A 20,773-nucleotide genomic window follows, 5' to 3' on the forward strand; every position below is an offset into this window, starting at 1 on the left:
TGGGTAGGCCTCCTTCGTGACCCAGGTCCCACCTGTCGAGACGAACCGGGAGACCCCCGTGACCACGACCGCCCAGCACCTCGGACGGATACGGATTCCGCAGCAGCCGGCCCCCGGCGGCGAACCGCTGACCAGCGAACCGCCGCTGCCCGACGCCGAGCCCCTGACCAGCGAACCGCCGCTCACCGTGGCGGCCCCCCTCACCAGCGAAGCCACCGCCCCCGGCAGCGCGGTCGGCACGGAGTCCCCCGGAGTGTGAAGTGACCCTGGCCCGTCTCGCCGCCCGTCACGGCGTCGCCACCGCGTACAGCCCCTCCGAGGGCGTCACCGTGCCCGTGCCGGACACGACCGTGGTGGCCGTCCTCGGCGCCCTCGGCGTGGACGCGGCCACCCCCGAGGCGGCCGCCGCCGCCCTCGACGCGGTGGAACGGGCCGACCGGGAGCGGCTGTTGCCCCCGACCCTGGTCAGGCGGCACGGCGAGGGGCCCGTCCGCCCGCCCGAGGGCCTGCCGCCCGGCACCCGGCTCCGCGTCACCACCGAGGACGGCGACGTCGTCACCGGCGAGGACTGGGAGCGGCTGCCCCTCGGCGTCCACACGGCCGACGCGCAGGCCCCCGACGGGCGCACCGCCACCGCCACCCTGATCGTGAGCCCCGCGCGCGTACCCGCCCCCGGGCGGCGCTCGTACGGACTCCTCGTCCAGCTCTACTCGCTGCTCTCCACCCGCTCCTGGGGCATGGGCGACCTCGGCGACCTGCGCGAGCTCGTCACCTGGGCCGGCCGCGCCCACGGGGCCGGTTTCGTCCAGGTCAACCCGCTCCACGCGGGCGTGCCCGGGGCGCCGAGCGACCCCTCCCCGTACCGCCCCTCCTCCCGCCGCTTCCCCGACCCCGTGCACCTGCGGATCGAGGAGATCCCCGAGTACGCCCTGGTCGGCCCCGAGCGCCGCGAGGAGCTCGACGGCATCCTCGCCGACGCCGCCGACCTGCGCGAACGGGTCCTCGGCAAGGGCGCGTCCATCGACCGGGACGCCGTGTGGGAGGTCAAGCTCCGCGCCCTGGAACTCGTCCTCGGGAGCGTGGAGCCGGGGCCGGGGCGGCGCGCCGACTTCCACGACTTCCTGGCCGACCGGGGCCGCGCCCTGGAGGACCACGCCACCTACCAGGCCCTCGCCGAGCGGCACGGCCACCACTGGCGCGACTGGCCCGAGCCCCTGCGCGACCCGCGCACGGCCGAGGCCGCGGTCCGCGACGACCCCGCCCTGGCCGCCCGGGTCGACTTCCACTGCAGGCTCGCCTGGCTGACGGACCGGCAGCTCGCCGACGCCGCCGCGGCCGCCCGCGAGGCCGGGATGGCGGTCGGGATCGTCCACGACCTGGCCGTCGGCGTCCACCCGGAGGGCTCCGACGTCTGGGCCGGGCAGGCCGCCTTCGCGTCCGGCATGTCGGTCGGCGCCCCGCCCGACGCGTTCAACGCCCGCGGCCAGGACTGGGGCCTGCCGCCCTGGCGCCCCGACGCCCTCGCCGCCGCCGGCTATGCCCCGTACCGCGGCCTCCTGCGCGAACTCCTGCGCCACGCGGGCGCGCTGCGCATCGACCACGTGATGGGGCTGTTCCGGCTCTGGTGGGTGCCGGAGGGCCGCGAGCCCACCGAGGGCACCTACGTCCGGTACGACGCCGAGGCGATGCTCGCCGTCCTCGTCCTGGAGGCGCACCGCGCCGGGGCCCTGGTCATCGGCGAGGACCTCGGCACGGTCGAGCCGGGGGTGCGCGAGGAGCTGGCCGGGCGCGGGGTGTTCGGCACCTCCGTGCTCTGGTTCGAGCGGGACTGGGAGGGCACCGGACGGCCGCTCCCGCAGGACGCCTGGCGGGCCGCGTGCGTGGCCACCGCCACCACCCACGACCTGCCCCCGACGGCCGCCCGGCTCTCCGGCGACCACGTCGCCCTGCGGCACCGGCTCGGGCTGCTCTCCGGCGACCTGGCGCGGGAGCGGGCGGCGGACGCGGCCGAGACCGCCGAGTGGCTCGGCCTGTTCGAGCGGCTCGGACTCCTTCCCGAGGGGCCGGGCGGCCCCGGGGACGACGAGGCGGAGATCAGGGCCGTCCACCGGTTCCTGCTCGGCACCCCGGCCCGCATGGTGGGGGTGTGGCTGCCGGACGCGGTGGGGGACCGCCGACCGCAGAACCTGCCGGGCACCTGGGACGAGTACCCCAACTGGCGGCTGCCGCTGGCGGGCCCGGACGGGCAGCCGCTCACCCTGGAGCGGCTCGCCGCCTCGCCCCGCGCGCACGCGCTGCTGCGCGAGCTGAGGGCCGGGACGGAGGCCCCGGACGCCCGTACGGCACCCCCGGGCGCGCGGGCCGATTAGGTGTTCGCTACGTTTGCACCGTGGACAAGAAGAACGCACTGCGCGCCGGCTCGCTCGCGGCCGGTACGACGCTGATGATGCTGCTCATGTCGTCCCCCGCGCTCGCTCTCACCCGCGACGACGGCGACGACCCGGCTCCCAAGCTGGAGGTCATCGAGACCCTCGGTCTGTTCGTGGCCGCACCGCTGGTGCTGTTCCTGGTGATCGCCGGCCTGGTGATGGTGCTCGACAAGTCCAAGAAGGCCTGACGGCCGCCTCCTTCTCTCCGCCGAGGGCGCCGCACGGTACGAGGTACCGCGCGGCGCCCTCGCGTGCGTGAAGCCCCTTCGCGCGGGCCCGGCGCGCCTCGCACCGTCGTGAGGCGCACCTCACCCCGGCGCGTCTCACACCGTCGTGGCGAGCAGTTTCCGCAGCAGCCCGGTCAGCTGCGCCGCCTCCTCCTCGGTGAGCGCGGCCTCCAGGGCGGCGCGCTGCTCCGCGAGACCGGCCTCGACGGCCCGGTCCACCAGTTCCCGGCCGCGCTCGCTGAGCGTGACCCGCAGGCCCCGCCGGTCGTTCGGGTCGGGGCTGCGGGTGAGCAGCCCGGCCTTCTCCAGCTTGTCCAGCCGGCCCGTCATCCCGCCGGTCGTGATCATCAGCGTGGCGGTCAGCTGGCGCGGTGAGAGCGTGTACGGCTCGCCCGACCTGCGCAGGGTCGCGAGCACGTCGAACTCCCCGAGCGCCATGCCGTACGGCGCGTACGCCTTGTCCACCTTGCCGCGCATGCCGTTGGCCAGCCGGTAGATCCGCCCGAAGACGGCCATCGGCACGGTGTCCAGGTCGGGGCGCACGGCCGCCCACTGGTCGGCGATGGCGTCGACGGCGTCATGGGCGGGTCCGGGGTTCTTCGTCTCCATGCGGGCAGTCTCCTCTTCGGCGTGACTCGATGGCAAGAAAGCCACTTGCAAGTAAGTAGCTTAGTGGTAAGTTAATTGCCGCCAAGCCAGTCCGGCGCCCCTCGGGGGGCCGGCGCCGCATCGCATCAGGGGGGAACCCGTCATGTCCCGCAAGGCAGCCGTCGTCGCACTGACCGCCCTGGCCCCGATCTCCTGGGGCTCCACCTACTTCGTCACCACGGAGTTCCTGCCGCCCGACCGGCCGCTCTTCACCGGTCTGATGCGCGCCCTTCCCGCCGGACTCCTGCTGCTCGCCCTCACCCGCAAGCTCCCGCAGGGGGCCTGGTGGTGGAAGTCGGCCGTCCTCGGCGCGCTCAACATCGGCGCCTTCTTCCCGCTGCTCTTCCTCGCCGCCTACCGGCTCCCCGGCGGAGTCGCCGCGGTCGTCGGCTCCGTCGGCCCGCTCTTCGTCGTCGGCCTCGCCGCCCTCTTCCTCGGCGAGAAGCCCACGGTGAAGACCCTGCTCACCGCCGTCGCCGCCGCCTTCGGCGTCAGTCTCGTCGTCCTCAAGGCCGGGGCCGCCTTCGATCTGGTCGGCGTGTTCGCCGGACTGCTCTCCTCCCTCTCGATGTCCGCCGGCATCGTCTTCACCAAGCGCTGGGGCCGTCCCGAGGGCGTCGGCGCCCTCGCGCTCACCGGCTGGCAGCTCACCGCGGGCGGCCTGGTCATCCTGCCGATCGCCTTCCTGATCGAGGGCGCCCCGCCGGCCCTGACCGGCACCAACCTGGCCGGCTACGCCTACCTCGCCTTCGGCAACACCGCGATCTCGTACTTCCTCTGGTTCCGCGGCATCGAGCGGCTGAGCGCCTCCTCGGCCACCCTCCTCGGCCCGCTCTCGCCGATCACCGCGGCCGTCATCGGCTGGGTGGCGCTCGGCCAGGCCCTCGGCCCGGTGCAGGTGCTCGGCATGACGATCGCCTTCGGCGCGACGCTGGCGGGCCAGCTGAGCCCCCGTACCGCCAAGGCTCCGGCGGCGCCCGTCGCATCGTTCAGCGAAACTGAAAAGAATGGTCAGGAAGTTTCGATGGACCTGGATGTTTCGGGGGTGCGACGGTAGGCGGCATGAAGCTGATCACCGCCCGCCACCCGACCACCGCCCCCGACAAGACCGACACGACCGACACGACCGACACGACCGACACCACCACCGCAGCCACCGAGAGGCCGGCACCCGTCAAGGGCGCCGGCCTCGGCGTGCTCCTCGCCCTGCTCGCCACCGTCGTCTGGTCCGGCAGCTTCGTCGTCGCCCGCGCCCTCCACGACACCGTCCCCCCGGTCCAGGCCGCGTTCTGGCGCTGGATCGTCGCGCTCGTCGCCGTCGCCCCGCTCGCCGCCCGCGAGACCTGGCGGCAGCGCCATCTGATCCGCCGCCACCTGCGCTTCCTCACCCTCGCCGCGCTGCTCGGCATCACCGTCTACAACACCCTCGTCAACCAGGCGGGGACCGCCACCTCGGCCGGCAACATGGGCATGATCATGGCCGCCTCCCCGGTCCTCATGGCCGTCTTCGCCCGCCTCGGCGGCAACCGCCTCGGCCCGCGCCGCACCACCGGCATGCTCATCGCCTGCGCCGGCGTCCTGCTCCTCGTCAGCAAGGGCTCGCTCGCCCCCGACCTCGCCACCGGCGACCTCTGGGTGCTGGCCGCGGCCGTCTGCTTCGCCTCCTACAGCGCCCTCCTCAAGCGCCGCCCCGCCGAACTCGGAGGCCTCGCCTTCCTCTTCACCACCTTCGCCCTCGGCGCGCTCATGCTCCTCCCGGCGTACGGGATCAGCCTCGCCGTCCAGGGCGGCTTCGAGCCCACCACCGGGACCGTCGGCCCCCTCGTGTACGTCGGCGTGCTCTCCTCCGCCGTCGCCTTCTTCGCCTGGAACAAGGCCGTCACCCTGATCGGCGCCGCCCGCGCCGGCATCGTCTACTACCTCCAGCCCGTCTGCGTCGCCCTCCTCTCGTACGCCCTCCTCGGTGAACGGCTCGGCCTCCTCGGCGGCGCGAGCATGGTCCTCATCCTCGGCGGCGTGGCGCTGAGCTCGGCCAGGTGAGCGGGGGCCGGATATGTTGCGCCCCATGACCGAGTGGGACATCAAGAAGCTCCAGATCCTCCGCACCCTCCGTGACCGCGGCACCGTCACCGCGACCGCGGAGGCCCTGCTCATGACCCCCTCGGCCGTCTCGCAGCAGCTCACCAACCTCGCCAAGCAGCTCGGGGTGCGGCTCCTGGAGGCCCAGGGCCGGCGCGTCCGGCTCACCGACGCCGCCCATCTGGTGCTGCGCCACGCCGAGGTGGTGTTCGCCCAGCTGGAGCGCGCCGACGCCGAACTCGACGGCTATCTGCGGGGCGAGGCGGGCCAGGTGCGGGTGGCGGCCTTCTCGACCTCCGTCACCGCGCTCGTCGTCCCCGCCGTACGGCAGCTCCGCACCGCGCACCCCGGGCTCGACGTGCGGATCAGGGAGGCCGAGGCGGGGGAGGCGTACGAGCTGCTCTCGGCCGGCGAGGTCGATCTGGCGCTCTCGCTCGCCGCGCACGCGCCCTCCGCGCGCGACCCCAAGTTCAGCCGGGTGCCGCTGCTCGCCGACCCGCTCGACGTGGCCCTGCCCGCCGGGCACCCGCACGCCGACGCGCCGGGACTCCGGCTCGCCGACCTCGCCGCCGAGCCCTGGATCTTCGGCGGCTCGGGGCCCTGGTCGGAGATCACCACCGCCGCCTGCGAGGCCGCCGGATTCGTCCCCGAGCAGGCCCACAGCGCCTCCGGCTGGACCGCGATCCTCGCCATGGTCGAGGCCGGGATGGGGATCGCCCTGGTGCCCCGGATGGCCACCGCGGAGCGCCGGGGCGGCACCGGAGTCGTGATGCGGGTGCTCTCCGCCGACCAGCCGCGCCGCCATGTGGTCGCGGCGGTACGGCGCGGGGCGGAGGAGGGCCCGGCGGTGGCGCGGGTCCTCGCGGCGCTGCGCCAGGCGGCGGCGGCCCGGGAGACCGTTCAGCAGGGCTGAACAGTATCGTCGAAAACATTCGATGGACCGGGGTGCCCGGCCGGAGGAAGCTCGTTCCATGAGCAGCCTCGACGTGAACCAGGACCCGCACGCCAACGACGCCGCCCCCTACTCCGGAGGCGACCCGTACGCCGACTACCGCACCGGTGACTTCCCCTTCACCGAGCTGGTCGACCTCGCCGACCGCCGCCTCGGTGCCGGGGTCGTCGCCGCCAACGACGAGTTCTTCGCCGAGCGCGAGAACCTCCTCGTCCGCGAGCGCGCCGTCTTCGACCCGGAGCACTTCGGCCACAAGGGCAAGATCATGGACGGCTGGGAGACCCGCCGCCGCCGCGGCGCGGACGCCGGGAACGTCTTCCCGGCCCCCGAGGACCACGACTGGGCGATCGTCCGGCTCGGCGCCCCCGGTGTGATCCGCGGGATCGTCGTCGACACCGCCCACTTCCGGGGCAACTACCCGCAGCGGGTCAGCATCCAGGCGACCGCCGTCGAGGGGTCGCCCAGCCCCGCCGAGCTGCTCGACGCGAAGTGGGAGGAGCTGGTCCCGCCGACCCCCGTCCGCGGCCACGCCGCCAACGGCTTCACCATCGACGCCGAGCGCCGCTGGACCCACGTCCGGGTCTGCCAGCACCCCGACGGCGGCATCGCCCGCCTCCGCGTCCACGGCGAGGTCGTGCCCGACCCCGAGTGGCTGGAGCTGCTCGGCACCCTCGACCTGATCTCCGTGCTCAACGGCGGTTCGTACGAGGACGCCTCGGACAAGTTCTACTCCTCGCCGACCCAGATCATCCTGCCCGGCACCTCCCGCAAGATGGACGACGGCTGGGAGAACCGCCGCCGCCGGGTGCGCGGCACCAACGACTGGGTGCGCTTCCGGCTCGCCGCGCAGGGCGCCGTCCGCGCCGTCGAGATCGACACCGCCTACCTCAAGGGCAACTCGGCCGGCTGGATCGCCCTCCAGGGCCGCAACGGCGAGTCGGGCGAGTGGTTCGAGATCATCCCCCGGACCAAGCTCCAGCCCGACACCCTGCACCGCTTCAAGCTGCCCGCGCAGGCCGTCGTCACCCACGTCCGCCTCGACGCCTTCCCCGACGGCGGCGTGGCCCGGATGCGGCTGCACGGCGCGCTGACGGAGCAGGGCGCGGCCGATCTCCGCGCCCGGTTCGCCCGCCTGGGCGGCTGACACACTTCCGCCCGGCGGAGCGGCCGCGCGCCGACGCCCGCCCGCCGGGCGGACTCCACGCACGAGGAAGGGGCGCCCCCACGGGGGAGGGCGCCCCTTTCTTTCGTACGGCCCGCCCGCCTACTTCGCGGCCGCGTCCGCCGCCTGTGCCTTCAGGGCGCGCTCGACGCCCGCGCGGCACTCCGTCACCAGGCGACGCAGCGCCGGGACCGGGTCGTTCTCGGCGATCCACGCGTCCGTGGCGTCCAGGGTCCCCTGAGAGACCTGGACCGCCGGGTAGAGGCCGACCACGATCTGCTGGATCATCTCGTGGCTGCGGGTCTCCGAGACGCCCTTGATCGACGCGAAGTACTTCGCCGTGTACGGGGCGAGCAGCTCGCGCTGGTCGGACTGGACGAAGCCGCCGATGACGGCCTCCTGCACGGCGTTGGCCAGCTTGTCGTCCTCGACGACCAGGGCCCAGGCCTCCGCCTTCGCGGCCTCCGTCGGACGGGCCGCGCGCGCGGTCGCCGCGTGCCGCTCGCCCGCCGCCGTACGGTCGCGCTCCAGCTCGGCGGCGATCTCCGCCTCGTCGAAGCGGCCGGTGGCCGCGAGCCGCTGCACGAACGCCCAGCGCAGCTCGGTGTCGACGGCCAGGCCCTCGATCACCACGGAGCCGTCGAGCAGCCCGGCGAGCACGTCGAGCTCCGCGTCCGTCCGCGCGGTCGCCGCGAACGCCCGCGCCCACGCCAGCTGGTGGTCGCTGCCGCCCTCGGCCGCGCGCAGCTGCTCCTGGGCGAAGCTGCCCCAGCGCGCCAGGCCGGTGGCCCGGAACTCCGGCGCCGCGTACAGGTCGAGGGCCGCCTTGACCTGGCCCTGGAGCGACTGGACCATGCCGATGTCGGACTCCTTGGCGATGCCCGAGAGCACCAGGTCCAGGTAGTCGCGGGTGGCCAGCTCGCCGTCGCGGGTCATGTCCCAGGCCGAGGCCCAGCACAGGGCGCGCGGCAGCGACTCGGCGAAGTCGCCGAGGTGCGCGGTGACGTTCTTCAGGGACACCTCGTCGAGGCGGACCTTGGCGTACGACAGGTCGTCGTCGTTGAGGAGGACGACCGCCGGGCGGGACGTGCCGACGAGCTGCGGCACGGCGGTCAGCGCGGCCGCCTCGATGTCGAGTTCCAGGCGCTCGGTGCGGACGAGCTTGCCGGCCGCGTCGAGGTCGTAGAAGCCGATCGCGATCCGGTGCGGGCGCAGCACGGCCTCGCCCTTGGCGCCGGCGGGCAGCGCGGGGGCCTCCTGCCGGACGGCGAAGGAGGTGATGGAGCCGTTCTCGTCGGTCTCGATCTCCGGGCGGAGGATGTTGATGCCGGCCGTCTCCAGCCACGCCTTCGACCAGGTCTTCAGGTCGCGGCCCGAGGTCTCCTCAAGGGCGCCGAGGAGGTCGGAGAGGCGGGTGTTGCCGAAGGCGTGCGCCTGGAAGTAGGCCTGGACGCCCTTGAAGAACTCGTCCTCGCCGACGTAGGCGACGAGCTGCTTGAGCACGCTCGCGCCCTTGGCGTACGTGATCCCGTCGAAGTTGACGAGCACGTCCTCCAGGTCGTTGATCTCCGCCATGATCGGGTGCGTCGACGGCAGCTGGTCCTGGCGGTAGGCCCAGGTCTTCTCCGCGTTGGCGAAGGAGGTCCAGGCGTTCGGCCAGCGGGTGCCGGGCACCGAGGCCTGGCAGGCGACCGAGGTGAAGGTGGCGAACGACTCGTTCAGCCAGAGGTCGTTCCACCACTCCATGGTCACGAGGTCGCCGAACCACATGTGGGCCAGCTCGTGCAGGATGGTCTCGGCGCGCCGCTCGTACGCCGCGTCCGTCACCTTCGAGCGGAAGACGTACTGGTCGCGGATGGTGACCGCGCCCGCGTTCTCCATCGCGCCCGCGTTGAACTCGGGCACGAAGAGCTGGTCGTACTTCGCGAACGGGTAGTCGTACGCGAACTTCTCCTGGAACCAGTCGAAGCCCTGGCGGGTCACGTCGAAGATGTGGTCCGCGTCGAGGAACTCGGCCAGCGAGGGACGGCAGTAGATGCCGAGCGGGACGGTCTGGCCGTCCTTCTCGTACGTCGAGTGCACCGAGTGGTACGGGCCGACGATCAGGGCCGTGATGTACGTCGAGATGCGGGGGGTGGGCTCGAAGACCCACACGTCGTTGTCGGGCTTCGGCGTCGGCGAGTTCGAGATGACCGACCAGCCGCTCGGGGCCTTCACGGTGAACTGGAAGGTCGCCTTGAGGTCGGGCTGCTCGAACGAGGCGAAGACGCGACGCGCGTCCGGCACCTCGAACTGGGTGTACAGATAGGCCTGGTCGTCGACCGGGTCGACGAAGCGGTGCAGGCCCTCACCGGTGTTGGTGTACGCGCAGTCCGCGACCACCTTGAGCTCGTTGCTGCCCGCGGCGAGACGGTCCAGGGCGATCCGCGAGTCGCGGAAGACGGCGGCGACGTCGAGCGCGTGGCCGTTGAGCACGACCTCGTGGACGGCGGGGGCGACGAGGTCGATGAAGGTCGAGGCACCGGCCTCGGCGGAATCGAAGCGGACGGTGGTGACGGACCGGTAGGTGCCGCCCTCCTGCGCACCGGTGAGGTCGAGTTCGACCTCGTACGCGTCCACGGTCAGCAGCGCCGCCCGCTGCTGAGCCTCTTCACGGGTCAGGTTCGTGCCAGGCACCCGGTCAACTCCTCGGTTTTGTGATGTTTGGCCCATCCTTCCACGGGGCGTGTCGGCAGCGCACGGGACATTTCCCAGGGCGAACACGGGAGCTTTCCGGGGGAACGCGCGGGGGCGGCCACCCGTCTCCGGATGACCGCCCCCGTACCGCTCCGGGCGTCAGGCGCCCTTGAGCTCGGCGGCGACCAGTTCCGCGATCTGCACGGCGTTCAGCGCCGCGCCCTTGCGCAGGTTGTCGTTGGAGAGGAAGAGCGCCAGACCGTTGTCGACGGTCTCGTCCACGCGGATGCGCCCGACGTAGGAGGCGTCCTTGCCGGCCGCCTGGAGCGGGGTCGGGATCTCGGACAGCTCGACGCCCTCGGCGTCCTTGAGCAGCTCGTAGGCGCGCTCGACGCTGATCGGACGCTCGAAGCGCACGTTGACCTGGAGCGAGTGGCCCGAGAAGACGGGGACGCGGACGCAGGTGCCGGAGACCTTGAGCTCCGGGATCTCCAGGATCTTGCGGGACTCGTTGCGGAGCTTCTGCTCCTCGTCGGTCTCGAAGGAGCCGTCGTCGACGATCGAGCCGGCCAGCGGGACCACGTTGAACGCGATCGGGCGCTTGTAGACGGTGGGCTCGGGGAACTCGACGGCCCCGCCGTCGAAGGCGAGCTGGTCGGCGGTCTCGGCGACGGCGCAGGCCTGGGTGCGCAGCTCGGCGACACCGGCCACGCCCGAGCCGGAGACGGCCTGGTAGGTGGTGGCGATCAGCGCGGTGAGGCCGGCCTCCTGGTGGAGCGGCTTGAGGACCGGCATGGCGGCCATCGTGGTGCAGTTCGGGTTGGCGATGATGCCCTTGGGGCGGTCCTTGACCGCGTGCGGGTTGACCTCGGAGACGACGAGGGGGACCTCGGGGTCGCGGCGCCAGGCGGAGGAGTTGTCGATCACGACGGCACCCTGGGAGGCGACCTTCTCGGCGAGGGCCTTGGAGGTGGCGCCGCCGGCGGAGAACAGGACGATGTCCAGGCCGGTGTAGTCGGCGGTGGAGGCGTCCTCGACCGTGACGCCGTCGACGACGGTGCCGGCGGAGCGGGCGGAGGCGAAGAGCCGCAGCTCGTCGAGCGGGAACGCGCGCTCGGCCAGGATGCTGCGCATGACTGTGCCGACCTGACCGGTGGCTCCGACGATTCCGACCTTCACGGGGACTCCTCCGTACGTATGTGCAGGGTGCTGCCGGTCCATGATGCGTATGTCCCGTGCCGCCTTGTCCAATCCATTGTCCAAGGGCCGGGACGGACGGCGGGGTCCCCGGGCTCAGCTCTCCTTCGTACGGGCGTAGTGCCGGGAGGCCTTGGCCCGGTTGCCGCAGAGCGCCATCGAGCACCAGCGGCGGGTGCCGTTCCGCGAGGTGTCGAAGAAGTGCAGGATGCACGCCTCGTGGGCGCAGGCCCGGATGCGGTCGGGTGCGGTGCGGAGCAGATCGAGGTAGTCGCGGGCGGCGGTCCAGCCGGGTCCGTGGGCGGGGTCGGTGAACTCGGCCCGCTCGCCGGGGCCCTCGGCGGTGAGGGTGGCCCGGATGCGGCCGTGGCCGAGGACGGCGTCGACGCGGGCGGTGGCCCCGGGGTCGCCGGGGTGGTCGACGAGCGCGGCGAGCGCGTCCCGGGCGGTGAGGGTGTGGCGGAGGGTGGCCGCGTCGGCGGTGAACCGCTCGGCCAGGCCGTTGGCGGTGAGCCAGACGGCGAGGCCCTCGACCCCGGTGAGCAGGTCCTGCCGGACGCCGTCCAGGTTCCAGCGGGTGTTGAGGAGGTCCAGGGAGACGGGCTCGCCGGTGAGCGGTCGCGGGTCGACGGGGGTCGTGGCGGCGGTCATGGCGGCACCCTTCTCGGCGAACTAACCCCTCAAGAGTACGTGAGCGGTTGACGTTCTTCTTGGCTAACCATTAAAGTCGAATTAAGGGGTTAGCTTGCAGTGGCCCCGACCGTCCGCACCCTCCGGAGGACCCCATGGGCGCCCACGACACGCAGCCCGGACCCGCGTACCACCCCGGCTCCCTCGCCCTCCAGGACCGCTACGACGTCCGCGACCTCGCCGCCCACGTCGGCCGCTCCATCGCCCCCGGCATCCGCCCGGTCGCGGCCGCCTTCCTGGCGGCCCAGCCGATGCTGCTGCTCGGCGCCCCCGACCCCTCGGGCCGCGTCTGGGCGAGCCTGCTCGCCGGGGACCCCGGCTTCGTCCGCGCCACCGGCCCGCACACCCTCTCCGTCGCGGGCGGCGTGCCCGCCCACGACCCGCTCGCCGGGGCCGTCACCGAGGGGGGAACCCCCGTCGGCACCCTCGCCCTCGACCCCCGCACCCGCCGCCGGATGCGCCTCAACGGCACCGCGAGGCCCAGCGCGCGCGGGATGGTCATCGAGGCCGAGCGGGTCTTCTCCAACTGCCCCAAGTACCTCCACCGGCGGGAGTGGTACGGCTCCGACCCCACCGGCCCCGACGCCGGTGCCGTGCGGCACGGCGAGGTGCTCGGCCCCGACCAGGTGCGCCGCGTCCGCGCCGCCGACACCTTCTTCGTCGCCACCGTCGGCCCCGCCGGCGTCGAGACCAGCCACCGCGGCGGCAACCCCGGCTTCGTGCGGGTCGAAGCGCCCCGGGAACTCACCTGGCGCGACTACCCGGGCAACGCGATGTTCCTGACCCTGGGCAACCTGGAGGCGGACGGACGCGCCGGGCTGCTCTTCCTGGACTGGGAGACCGGGACGACCCTCCAGCTCAGCGGCCTCGCCCACACCGAGTACGGCCCCGAGGGGCGGGTCACCCGCTTCCGCGTCGAGCGCACGGTGGAGACCCCGGCGGGCAGCCCCCTGCGCTGGTCGGCGGTGGACCGCTCACCGATCGACCCGACCGCCTGAACCACCGGCCGCCCCGGCCGCTCGAACCTCGACTGCCCGGGCCGCCTGAACCACCGGCCGCTTGAACCACAGGCGGCCCGCACCACCGATTGCCTCCGAAGCCGCCCCCGCCGACACCCCCGAGGACCGCTCGTGACCACCACCCCGGCCCCCGAAGCCACCCTGCCCACCGCCGCGGCCCCCGTCCCGCCCCGAGCCGCCGCCCGCCCCGGCCCGCCCCCGCGCCCCCGGCTCCGGGTGATGCTCGGCTCCACCGTCGGCAGTGTCGCCGCGCTCCTGCTCCTGGTGGCCGTCGGCACCGTGCTCCACCAGCCGCTGCTGATCCCGCCGCTCGCGGCGAGCATGGCCCTCGTGGCGGGCGCCCCCGACCTCCCGCTGTCCCAGCCGCGCTCGGTCGTCGGCGGCCAGCTGCTCTCCGCGCTCACCGGCTTCGCCGTCCTGGCCCTCGCCGGCCCCGGCTTCTGGTCGGCCGCCGTCGCTGGCGGCCTCGCGCTCGGCGTCATGATGGCGGCCCGCACCCCGCACTCGCCCGCCGCGGCCACCGCCGTGATCGTCGCCCTCCAGTCGCCGCCCTTCTGGGCGTTTATCGGCCTTCTCGCCCTCGCCTCCGCGCTGTTGGTCGCCGTCGGCCTCGGGGCCGCCCGCGTCACGGGCCGGACGTATCCCGCGTACTGGATCTAACCTCGTTCCATGAAGCAGGAGTTGAGGGTGGCGGCCTACGCCGTGTGTGTCCGGGACGGCGACGTGCTCCTGGCCCGCTGGGTGGCGGACGACGGGACCAAGCGGTGGACGCTGCCGGGCGGCGGCATGGACCACGGCGAGGAACCCGTACGGACCATGGTCCGGGAGGTCGAGGAGGAGACGGGCTATCTCGTCGAGCCCACCGCCCTCCTCGGTGTCGACTCGATCCGGCGCGGCTGGATCCGCCGGTTCGCCGCCCCGGGCGACTTCCAGGGCCTGCGGATCATCTACGAGGCCCAGGTCACCGGGGGTTCCCTGCGCAACGAGACCGGCGGTTCCACGGACCTCGCCGCCTGGCACCCGCTCGACGCCGTCGCCGCGCTGCCCCGGGTGGATCTCGTCGACATCGGCCTCGACCTGTGGCGCGAACGGCCCCCGGTCGGCCGCTCCCGCCTCTCCGATCCGTCGAAAGGCTGAAAAAGGCTCAACCGCCCCCCACCCGCTCAACCGTCCCCAGGGCCCCGCGGTCCTCCCCGCCGACCGCAGCACACGCACAGCAGAGCCACAGGGGAGCCCGCATGTCAGCCGTACGCACCACCCGCACCGTCCTGGCCGCCGTCCTGGTCGCGGGGATCACCGCCACCGCGCTCACCGCCCCCGCGCTGGCGGCGGCACCGGCACCGGCGAAGCAGGGCCACGCGGCCACCCAGCAGGCGCTCGGGGACGCCGTCGACTCCGGCGTGCCCGGCGCCGTCGCCCAGGCCCGCGACGGACACGGCAGCTGGACCGGAACCGCCGGCGACCGCAAGGGCAACGACCGCTACCGCGTCGGCTCCATCACCAAGACCTTCACCGCCACCGTCCTCCTCCAGCTCCAGGCCGAGGGCCGCATCGACCTCGACGACCCGGTCGAGAAGTGGCTCCCCGGCGTCGTCCGGGGCAACGGCCACGACGGCCGCGGGATCACCGTCCGCCAGCTGCTCAACCACACCAGCGGCATCTACAGCTACACCGCGGACCCCGCCTTCCAGGAGAAGGTCTTCGGCCCCGGCTTCCTGGAGCACCGCTACGACACCTGGACCCCGCGGCAGCTCGTCGCGGTCGCCATGAGCCACGAGCCGGACTTCGCCCCCGGCACCTCCTGGAACTACTCCAACACCAACTTCGTCCTCGCCGGCATGGTGATCGAGAAGGTCACCGGCCGCCCGTACGGCAAGGCCGTCGAGAACCGGATCATCAAGCCGCTCAAGCTCCGCGCCACCACCGTCCCCGGGACCCGCACGGCCATGCCGGAGCCCAGCAGCCCGGCGTACTCCAAGCTCTCCCGGGACGTCGACGCCCCCGTCCACGAGGTCTCCGCGCTCAACCCGAGCATCGCGGGCGCGGCGGGCGAGATCATCTCCGACTCCCGCGACCTGCAGACCTTCTACCGCGCCCTGCTCAAGGGCCGGCTCCTCACCGGGGACGGCCTCAGGGAGATGACCACCACGGTGCCGATCTCCCCCGACTTCCCGAACGTGAGCTACGGCCTCGGGCTCATGAAGGAGAAGCTGAGCTGCGGGAAGGAGGTCTGGGGCCACGGCGGCGGCATCCACGGCTCCACCTCCCTCGCGAACGTGACCCGCGACGGCGAGCACTCCCTCGCCGGCAACTTCAACGCCGACTGGACGGGCGACACCCAGAAGGTCGTCGAGGCCGAGTTCTGCGGCACCGCCGCCGCCGACAAGTAGGCCGTCACCGCGGCAGGACGACGACGTACGCGGAGGGCTGCCGGTCCGCCGCCGCCATGAGCGCCGTACGCACCACGGTGGCCTGCTGGTCCATCGCCTCCCGCAGCTTGCGCGGGGTGAGGTGGACGACCGTGATGCCGAGCCGCTCCAGGTGCTCCCGTTTGCGGGTGTACTCGGACCACAGCGCGTCGTCGTCCTGCCGGGGCGCCCGGGTGTCCAGCTCGACGGCGACCGCCTGGTCCGGCCAGTAGGCGTCCACCCCGCCCAGGTGCGGGCCGCCCGGCAGTCGCAGGTCCACGTTCCACAGCGGGTCCGGCAGCGCGAACTCCCGCACCATCTCGAACAGCCGCTCCTCCGACAGCGAGCGGCTTTCGGCGAGCAGCGCGTCCACCGCGTCCACCACGTGTGTCCGGGTGAGCAGCCGGGCCCGGCTCAACTCCCTTACCACCACGCCCGGTTCGCAGTGCCCGCCGCGCACCGCCTCGGTGAGCAGCCCGCGTACGGCCGCCGCGTCCGAGAGGCCCGACACCGCGTCGGCGACGGCGCGGGCCACCGGGGCGACGGGGACCCCGGTGAGCTCCAGCGGCTCCGGGGACTCGGGGGCGCGCACGACCCGCACCCAGCCGGTCGAGCGCAGCCGCCGGGTCCTCGGCACCAGGACGTCGATCCGGTCCAGGGCGGTGAGCGGGGGAGCGGAGGAGAAGCGGTGCAGGGCCAGCGCGGCGAGTCCGGTGATCATCGCGTCGGGGCCCTGCGGGGGGACGGCCCCGGTCCCGCGGGCGTAGAGGAGGGCCGCGTGCAGCCGGTCCTCGCTGGTGGGCGCGCCCTGCTGGAGCAGGAAGACGCCGGGCAGCAGCTGCTGCCAGCCGCCGCCGGGCCGGCAGCGCGCCGCGACCTCACCGGCCGGGATCCCCAGCTTCCTCAACTGGTCGGCGGACGCCAGGCGTTGCGTGCGACCGGTGCGGGAGGCGAGGGGGAGGGGGCGGGGGGTGATGGGGGTGTTGTGGTTCATGCCGGGGGTCTTCCGCTTCCGAAGGCTCCCCTAACCCCTGTTACACGCTCGTCGACAATTGGGGACAACCTCGCCCTAAAGTACGCGCGTTCGAGTGCCGATGGGGAGCGGCGCCCTCTCCGGGAAGCCGCTCCCCATCGGCCACTCGCTACTCCGCCACGCGCCCGTCGCAGGCCTGCGCCCGCAGCGCCCGCGCCAGGTCGTCCCGGGCCTCCAGGACGAGTCGCCGCAGCGCCGGCGCCGCCGACTCGTGCGCCGCCAGCCACGCGTCCGTCGCGCCCAGGGTCGCCTCGTCGTCCTGCAGCCCCGGGAACAGACCCCGGACCACGTCCATGCCGATCTGGATCGACCGCTCGGCCCACAGCCGCTCGATCGCCGCGAAGTACTTCTCCGCGTACGGCGCGATCAGCTCGCGCTGCGAGGGCTGGACGAAGCCCGCGATGGTCGCCTCGACCAGCGCGTTCGACAGGGTGTCCGACTCGACGACCTGCGCCCAGGCCTGCGCCTTGACCGCCGCCGAGGGCCGCGAGGCGAGCAGCCGGGTCTGGTGGCGCTTGCCGGTCGCCGTGTCGTCCCGGCCCAGCTCCTCGTCGATCCGGGCCTCGTCCGCCCGGCCGTGCGCGGCCAGCGGGGAGAGCAGCGCCCAGCGCAGCTCCTGGTCGACGTCGAGGCCGTCGATCTTCGCCGTACCGTCGAGCAGCCCCTCCAGGAGCTGGAAGTCGGCGTCCGCGCCGGCCGTGGCCGCGAAGAAGCGCGCCCAGGTCAGCTGGTGCTCGCTGCCCGGCTCGGCGAGCCGCAGCTCGCGCAGGCCGCCCTCGGCGAGCAGCCGCCCGCCCTCCTCGCGCCACTCGGGAGCCGCGTAGAGCGTGACGGCCGACTTCGTCCAGGCGTGCACCATCTGCAGGACGCCGATCTCGGTCTCGCGGCCCGCGAAGGCGAGCACGACGGAGACGAAGTCCCGGGCGGGCATCAGCCCGTCACGGGTCAGGTTCCACAGCGCCGACCAGCACAGGGCGCGGGCCAGCGGGTCGGTGATGTCGCCGAGGTGTTCCCGCAGGGTGGCGAGGGAGCCCTCGTCGAAGCGGATCTTGCAGTAGGTGAGGTCGTCGTCGTTGACGAGGACCAGGTCGGGCTTCTCCTCGCCCGCCAGCCCGTCGACGACGGTCCGGGCGCCGGTGAGGTCGGCCTCGGCCCGCGCGTACCGCACGAGGTCCCCGCCGGAGATCCGGTAGAGGCCGACGGCGGCCCGGTGCGGGCGCAGCTCGTCGCCCTCCTGGAGGACGGCGAGCTCGGTGATCCGGCCCTCCGCGTCGTAGGTGACGGCCGGGGTCAGGCTGTTCACGCCGGAGGTCTGGAGCCAGGACTTCGCCCAGGCCTTCATGTCGCGGCCGGAGGTCTCCTCCAGGATGGTGAGGAGGTCCGCGAGGCGGGTGTTCCCGTAGGCGTGGCGCTTGAAGTAGCGGCGCGCGCCCTCCAGGAACGCGTCCCGGCCCGCGTAGGCGACGAGCTGCTTGAGGACCGAGGCGCCCTTGGCGTAGGTGATGCCGTCGAAGTTGAGCTTGGCGTCCTCCAGGTCACGGATGTCGGCCGTGATCGGGTGCGTGGACGGCAGCTGGTCGGCGCGGTACGCCCAGGACTTGCGGTTGTTGGCGAAGGTCACCCAGCTGTTGGTGAAGCGGGTGGCCTCGGCGTTCACGAACGAGCCCATGAAGTCGGCGAAGGACTCCTTCAGCCACAGGTCGTCCCACCACACCATGGTGACGAGGTCGCCGAACCACATGTGCGCCATCTCGTGGAGGATGACGTTGGCCCGGCTCTCGTACGCCGCCTGCGTCACCTTGCCGCGGTAGATGTACTCCTCGCGGAAGGTCACCAGACCCGGGTTCTCCATCGCGCCGAGGTTGTACTCGGGGACGAAGGCCTGGTCGTACTTCCCGAAGGGGTACGGGTAGTCGAAGTTGTCGTGGAAGAAGTCGAAGCCCTGCTTGGTGATCAGGAAGACGTCGTCCGCGTCGAAGTGCTTCGCCAGCGACTTCCGGCACATCGCGCCGAGCGGGATCTTCAGGTCGCCGCGCTCGTACGAGTCCGTCACGTAGTGGTACGGGCCCGCCACGACACAGGTGATGTACGTGGAGATCGGCGCCGTCTCCGCGAACCGCCACACGCCCTCGGCGTCCTGCTCGCCCGCGCCGTTCGACCAGACCGTCCAGCCCTCGGGCGCGGTCACCGAGAAGCGGTACGGGGCCTTGAGGTCGGGCTGCTCGAAGTTGGCGTACACCCGGCGGGCGTCGGCCGGCTCGTACTGCGTGTAGAGGTAGACCTCGCCGTCCTCCGGGTCGACGAAGCGGTGCATGCCCTCGCCGGTCCGGCTGTAGGCGCACCGGGCGTCCACCACGAGCGTGTTCTCGTCGGCGAGGCCGTCGACCGTGATCCGCGAGCCGTCGAAGACGACCGCCGGGTCGAGGGCGCGCCCGTTGAGGGTGACGGCGGTCACCGACGGGGCGATCAGGTCGACGAACGTCCGCGTGCCCTCGCCGGTGCGGCGGAAGCGGATCGTTGTCTCCGAGCGGAAGGTGCGCACCTCCTCGGCGGAGTCGCCGACCGCCGACCGGAGGTCGAGGACGACCTCGTACCCGTCGACGGACAGCAGCGCCGCCCGCTCGTGGGCCTCGTCGCGGGACAGATTCTCACCGGGCACGGTCACTCCTTCGTGGCACGTTCGAAACAGCACCGATCCTCCCATGTGCAGCTGACACCCGGCACGCGGGGAATGCCTTCGCGCCGCCGTGGCGTTGCCTCCTTTCGGCGCACCACCCATCCCGACGGCCTCACCGAGGAGCCAGATGTCCGAGAGCAGGACCACCGCCGACTTCTACTTCGACCCCCTGTGCCCCTGGGCGTGGATGACTTCGCGCTGGATGCTCGAGGTGGAGAAGGTCCGCCCGATCGACGTGCGCTGGAAGGTCATGAGCCTGGCCGTGCTCAACGAGGACCGTCTCGACGAGGTGCCCGCCGAGTACCGCGAGATGCTGGAGACCCAGGCCTGGGGCCCCGTCCGGGTCGTCGTCGCCGCCCAGCAGCTGCACGGCGACGAGGTCGTCGGCAAGCTCTACACGGCGCTCGGCACCCGCTTCCACAACAACAGCGAGGGCCCGACCCGCGAGGCCATCGCCGGCGCCCTGAGGGACGTCGGCCTGCCCGAGGACCTGGTCGAGTACGCCGACAAGGACACCTACGACACGGAGCTGCGCGCCTCCCACCAGGAGGGCATAGACAAGGTCGGCCAGGACGTCGGCACCCCCGTCGTCGCGGTGCCGGGCCCGGACGGCGACGAGGTCGCGTTCTTCGGCCCGGTGGTCACCCCGACCCCGCGCGGCGAGGCGGCGGCCCGGCTGTGGGACGGCACGCTGCTCGTGGCGTCGACGCCGGGCTTCTACGAGATCAAGCGCACCCGGACGGCGGCGCCCAGCTTCGAGTAGTCCCGGCCGCGCAGCCCGAAGAACCCCCGTGAGTCATGTCCTCACGGGGGTTCTTCCTTCATCCGCCTGCCCCGTGAACGGTGAGAAGACGATCACGGGCAGGAGTCGGGGTTCAGAAGGAGATCAGCGGTACGGAGGCCTTGGCCGCCTGGTAGCGCCTGTTCACGTCCTGCCAGTTGACGACCTGCCACATGGCTTCGATGAAGTCGACCTTCTGGTTCTTGTACTGCAGGTAGAAGGCGTGCTCCCAGGCGTCGAAGACGAGGACCGGGACGGAGCCCTGTCCGACGTTGCCCTGGTGGTCGTAGACCTGCTCGACGATGAGCCGGCCGCTGACCGGCTCGTAGGCGAGGACGCCCCAGCCGGAGCCCTGGGTGGTCGCGGAGGCCTTGGTCAGCTGGGCCCTGAACTTGGCGAAGGAGCCGAAGGACTCGGTGATCGCGTCCGCGAGGTCACCGACGCCGTCGGCGGCCAGCGGCTCGCCGCCACCGCCGTTCTTCGGGCTGTCCATGTTGTTCCAGTAGATGGAGTGGAGGATGTGGCCGGAGAGGTGGAAGGCCAGGTTCTTCTCCAGGCCGTTGACCGCGCCCCACTGGTCCTTGTCGCGGGCCTCCTCCAGCTGCTCCAGGGTGTCGTTCGCGCCCTTGACGTACGCGGCGTGGTGCTTGTCGTGGTGCAGCTCGATGATCTGCGGATTGATCACCGGTTCCAGCGCCGCGTAGTCGTACGGCAGCTCCGGAAGTGTGTAGATCGCCATGCCCGGCCCCTTCGACTGCTCCTGCTTATTGCAACCTATGTGCAAGTGCAGGCTAA

Annotated in this window: 19 protein-coding genes; 12 read left to right on the top strand and 7 right to left on the bottom strand. The window is 72.8% G+C overall.

Features of this window, described 5'->3' with window-relative positions:
* Positions 1–58: 58 nt before the first annotated feature.
* The 3 genes from ASD33_RS14570 to ASD33_RS14580 are packed head-to-tail and all read left to right on the top strand — an operon-like array spanning position 59 to position 2,617.
* Complete coding sequence (locus ASD33_RS14570; protein ID WP_056558816.1) at positions 59–259, top strand: hypothetical protein; 201 nt, start codon at positions 59–61, stop codon at positions 257–259.
* A gap of 1 nt (position 260) precedes the next feature.
* A complete protein-coding gene (malQ, locus tag ASD33_RS14575) occupies positions 261–2,369 on the top strand; it encodes a 4-alpha-glucanotransferase (protein ID WP_056558819.1) in 2,109 nt (702 codons plus the stop codon).
* Between the two features lie 20 nt (positions 2,370–2,389).
* The gene (locus ASD33_RS14580) at positions 2,390–2,617 is read left to right on the top strand and encodes a hypothetical protein (RefSeq protein ID WP_056558822.1); all 228 of its coding nucleotides are present in this window, start codon (positions 2,390–2,392) and stop codon (positions 2,615–2,617) included.
* A 135-nt stretch (positions 2,618–2,752) separates the two neighbouring features.
* On the opposite strand, the gene ASD33_RS14585 is transcribed toward ASD33_RS14580, so the two are convergent.
* Positions 2,753–3,265: a MarR family transcriptional regulator gene (locus ASD33_RS14585; RefSeq protein ID WP_056558826.1), complete on the bottom strand. Its 513-nt coding sequence runs from the start codon at positions 3,263–3,265 to the stop codon at positions 2,753–2,755.
* Between the two features lie 142 nt (positions 3,266–3,407).
* Between ASD33_RS14585 and ASD33_RS14590 the strand changes: the two genes are divergently transcribed.
* Genes ASD33_RS14590 through alc form a run of 4 tightly spaced genes read left to right on the top strand, consistent with a single transcriptional unit; the run spans position 3,408 to position 7,479 of the window.
* Positions 3,408–4,361: an EamA family transporter gene (locus ASD33_RS14590; RefSeq protein WP_056558829.1), complete on the top strand. Its 954-nt coding sequence runs from the start codon at positions 3,408–3,410 to the stop codon at positions 4,359–4,361.
* 5 nt (positions 4,362–4,366) lie between these two features.
* Positions 4,367–5,344: an EamA family transporter gene (locus tag ASD33_RS14595; protein ID WP_079044779.1), complete on the top strand. Its 978-nt coding sequence runs from the start codon at positions 4,367–4,369 to the stop codon at positions 5,342–5,344.
* 25 nt (positions 5,345–5,369) lie between these two features.
* Positions 5,370–6,296 carry a LysR family transcriptional regulator gene (locus ASD33_RS14600; RefSeq protein ID WP_056558832.1) on the top strand — a complete coding sequence of 309 codons (927 nt, stop codon included), beginning with the start codon at positions 5,370–5,372 and terminating at the stop codon, positions 6,294–6,296.
* A 58-nt stretch (positions 6,297–6,354) separates the two neighbouring features.
* A complete protein-coding gene (gene alc, locus ASD33_RS14605; RefSeq protein WP_056558835.1) occupies positions 6,355–7,479 on the top strand; it encodes an allantoicase in 1,125 nt (374 codons plus the stop codon).
* A 120-nt stretch (positions 7,480–7,599) separates the two neighbouring features.
* Here the strand turns inward: alc and pepN (ASD33_RS14610) are convergent, their stop codons facing one another.
* The 3 genes from pepN (ASD33_RS14610) to ASD33_RS14620 form a co-directional block, all read right to left on the bottom strand.
* Positions 7,600–10,173 (bottom strand): aminopeptidase N, encoded by a 2,574-nt coding sequence (gene pepN / locus ASD33_RS14610; protein ID WP_056558838.1) that lies wholly within the window; start codon positions 10,171–10,173, stop codon positions 7,600–7,602.
* Positions 10,174–10,332: 159 nt separating this feature from the next.
* A complete protein-coding gene (locus ASD33_RS14615; RefSeq protein WP_056558841.1) occupies positions 10,333–11,352 on the bottom strand; it encodes an aspartate-semialdehyde dehydrogenase in 1,020 nt (339 codons plus the stop codon).
* A 114-nt stretch (positions 11,353–11,466) separates the two neighbouring features.
* Positions 11,467–12,021: a CGNR zinc finger domain-containing protein gene (locus ASD33_RS14620; RefSeq protein ID WP_056558844.1), complete on the bottom strand. Its 555-nt coding sequence runs from the start codon at positions 12,019–12,021 to the stop codon at positions 11,467–11,469.
* A 134-nt stretch (positions 12,022–12,155) separates the two neighbouring features.
* On the opposite strand from ASD33_RS14620, the gene ASD33_RS14625 reads away from it, so the two are divergent.
* The 4 genes from ASD33_RS14625 to ASD33_RS14640 all read left to right on the top strand — a co-directional run bounded on the left by ASD33_RS14625 (position 12,156) and on the right by ASD33_RS14640 (position 15,469).
* Positions 12,156–13,058 carry a pyridoxamine 5'-phosphate oxidase family protein gene (locus ASD33_RS14625; RefSeq protein WP_056558847.1) on the top strand — a complete coding sequence of 301 codons (903 nt, stop codon included), beginning with the start codon at positions 12,156–12,158 and terminating at the stop codon, positions 13,056–13,058.
* Between the two features lie 132 nt (positions 13,059–13,190).
* On the top strand, positions 13,191–13,739 hold the full coding sequence (locus tag ASD33_RS14630) for an HPP family protein (RefSeq protein WP_056558849.1): 549 nt from the start codon (positions 13,191–13,193) through the stop codon (positions 13,737–13,739).
* A 9-nt stretch (positions 13,740–13,748) separates the two neighbouring features.
* The gene (locus ASD33_RS14635; protein ID WP_056558852.1) at positions 13,749–14,216 is read left to right on the top strand and encodes an NUDIX hydrolase; all 468 of its coding nucleotides are present in this window, start codon (positions 13,749–13,751) and stop codon (positions 14,214–14,216) included.
* A 101-nt stretch (positions 14,217–14,317) separates the two neighbouring features.
* Complete coding sequence (locus tag ASD33_RS14640) at positions 14,318–15,469, top strand: serine hydrolase domain-containing protein (protein WP_056558856.1); 1,152 nt, start codon at positions 14,318–14,320, stop codon at positions 15,467–15,469.
* Between the two features lie 4 nt (positions 15,470–15,473).
* On the opposite strand, the gene ASD33_RS14645 is transcribed toward ASD33_RS14640, so the two are convergent.
* Positions 15,474–16,481, bottom strand: coding sequence for a hypothetical protein (locus ASD33_RS14645; RefSeq protein WP_056558859.1), 1,008 nt, complete (start codon positions 16,479–16,481; stop codon positions 15,474–15,476).
* Positions 16,482–16,629: 148 nt separating this feature from the next.
* On the bottom strand, positions 16,630–19,179 hold the full coding sequence (gene pepN, locus ASD33_RS14650; protein ID WP_056558863.1) for an aminopeptidase N: 2,550 nt from the start codon (positions 19,177–19,179) through the stop codon (positions 16,630–16,632).
* Between the two features lie 145 nt (positions 19,180–19,324).
* Here pepN (ASD33_RS14650) and ASD33_RS14655 point away from each other — a divergent pair, with 145 nt between their 5' ends.
* Positions 19,325–19,960 carry a DsbA family protein gene (locus ASD33_RS14655; protein ID WP_056558866.1) on the top strand — a complete coding sequence of 212 codons (636 nt, stop codon included), beginning with the start codon at positions 19,325–19,327 and terminating at the stop codon, positions 19,958–19,960.
* 112 nt (positions 19,961–20,072) lie between these two features.
* On the opposite strand, the gene ASD33_RS14660 is transcribed toward ASD33_RS14655, so the two are convergent.
* Positions 20,073–20,717: a superoxide dismutase gene (locus ASD33_RS14660; RefSeq protein WP_056558869.1), complete on the bottom strand. Its 645-nt coding sequence runs from the start codon at positions 20,715–20,717 to the stop codon at positions 20,073–20,075.
* Positions 20,718–20,773 lie beyond the last annotated feature (56 nt).

It is taken from the genome of Streptomyces sp. Root1304, from assembly GCF_001426405.1.
In the GTDB taxonomy this organism is placed as follows: Bacteria; Actinomycetota; Actinomycetes; order Streptomycetales; family Streptomycetaceae; genus Streptomyces.

What these genes read in the sequence shown, in the direction of transcription:
- ASD33_RS14585 (WP_056558826.1), bottom strand. Translation starts at nt 3,265, where the DNA reads ATGGAGACGAAGAACCCCGGACCCGCCCATGACGCCGTCGACGCCATC.
- ASD33_RS14590 (WP_056558829.1), top strand. Translation starts at nt 3,408, where the DNA reads ATGTCCCGCAAGGCAGCCGTCGTCGCACTGACCGCCCTGGCCCCGATC.
- ASD33_RS14595 (WP_079044779.1), top strand. Translation starts at nt 4,367, where the DNA reads ATGAAGCTGATCACCGCCCGCCACCCGACCACCGCCCCCGACAAGACC.
- ASD33_RS14600 (WP_056558832.1), top strand. Translation starts at nt 5,370, where the DNA reads ATGACCGAGTGGGACATCAAGAAGCTCCAGATCCTCCGCACCCTCCGT.
- alc (WP_056558835.1), top strand. Translation starts at nt 6,355, where the DNA reads ATGAGCAGCCTCGACGTGAACCAGGACCCGCACGCCAACGACGCCGCC.
- ASD33_RS14620 (WP_056558844.1), bottom strand. Translation starts at nt 12,021, where the DNA reads ATGACCGCCGCCACGACCCCCGTCGACCCGCGACCGCTCACCGGCGAG.
- ASD33_RS14625 (WP_056558847.1), top strand. Translation starts at nt 12,156, where the DNA reads ATGGGCGCCCACGACACGCAGCCCGGACCCGCGTACCACCCCGGCTCC.
- ASD33_RS14635 (WP_056558852.1), top strand. Translation starts at nt 13,749, where the DNA reads ATGAAGCAGGAGTTGAGGGTGGCGGCCTACGCCGTGTGTGTCCGGGAC.
- ASD33_RS14640 (WP_056558856.1), top strand. Translation starts at nt 14,318, where the DNA reads ATGTCAGCCGTACGCACCACCCGCACCGTCCTGGCCGCCGTCCTGGTC.
- ASD33_RS14645 (WP_056558859.1), bottom strand. Translation starts at nt 16,481, where the DNA reads ATGAACCACAACACCCCCATCACCCCCCGCCCCCTCCCCCTCGCCTCC.
- ASD33_RS14655 (WP_056558866.1), top strand. Translation starts at nt 19,325, where the DNA reads ATGTCCGAGAGCAGGACCACCGCCGACTTCTACTTCGACCCCCTGTGC.
- ASD33_RS14660 (WP_056558869.1), bottom strand. Translation starts at nt 20,717, where the DNA reads ATGGCGATCTACACACTTCCGGAGCTGCCGTACGACTACGCGGCGCTG.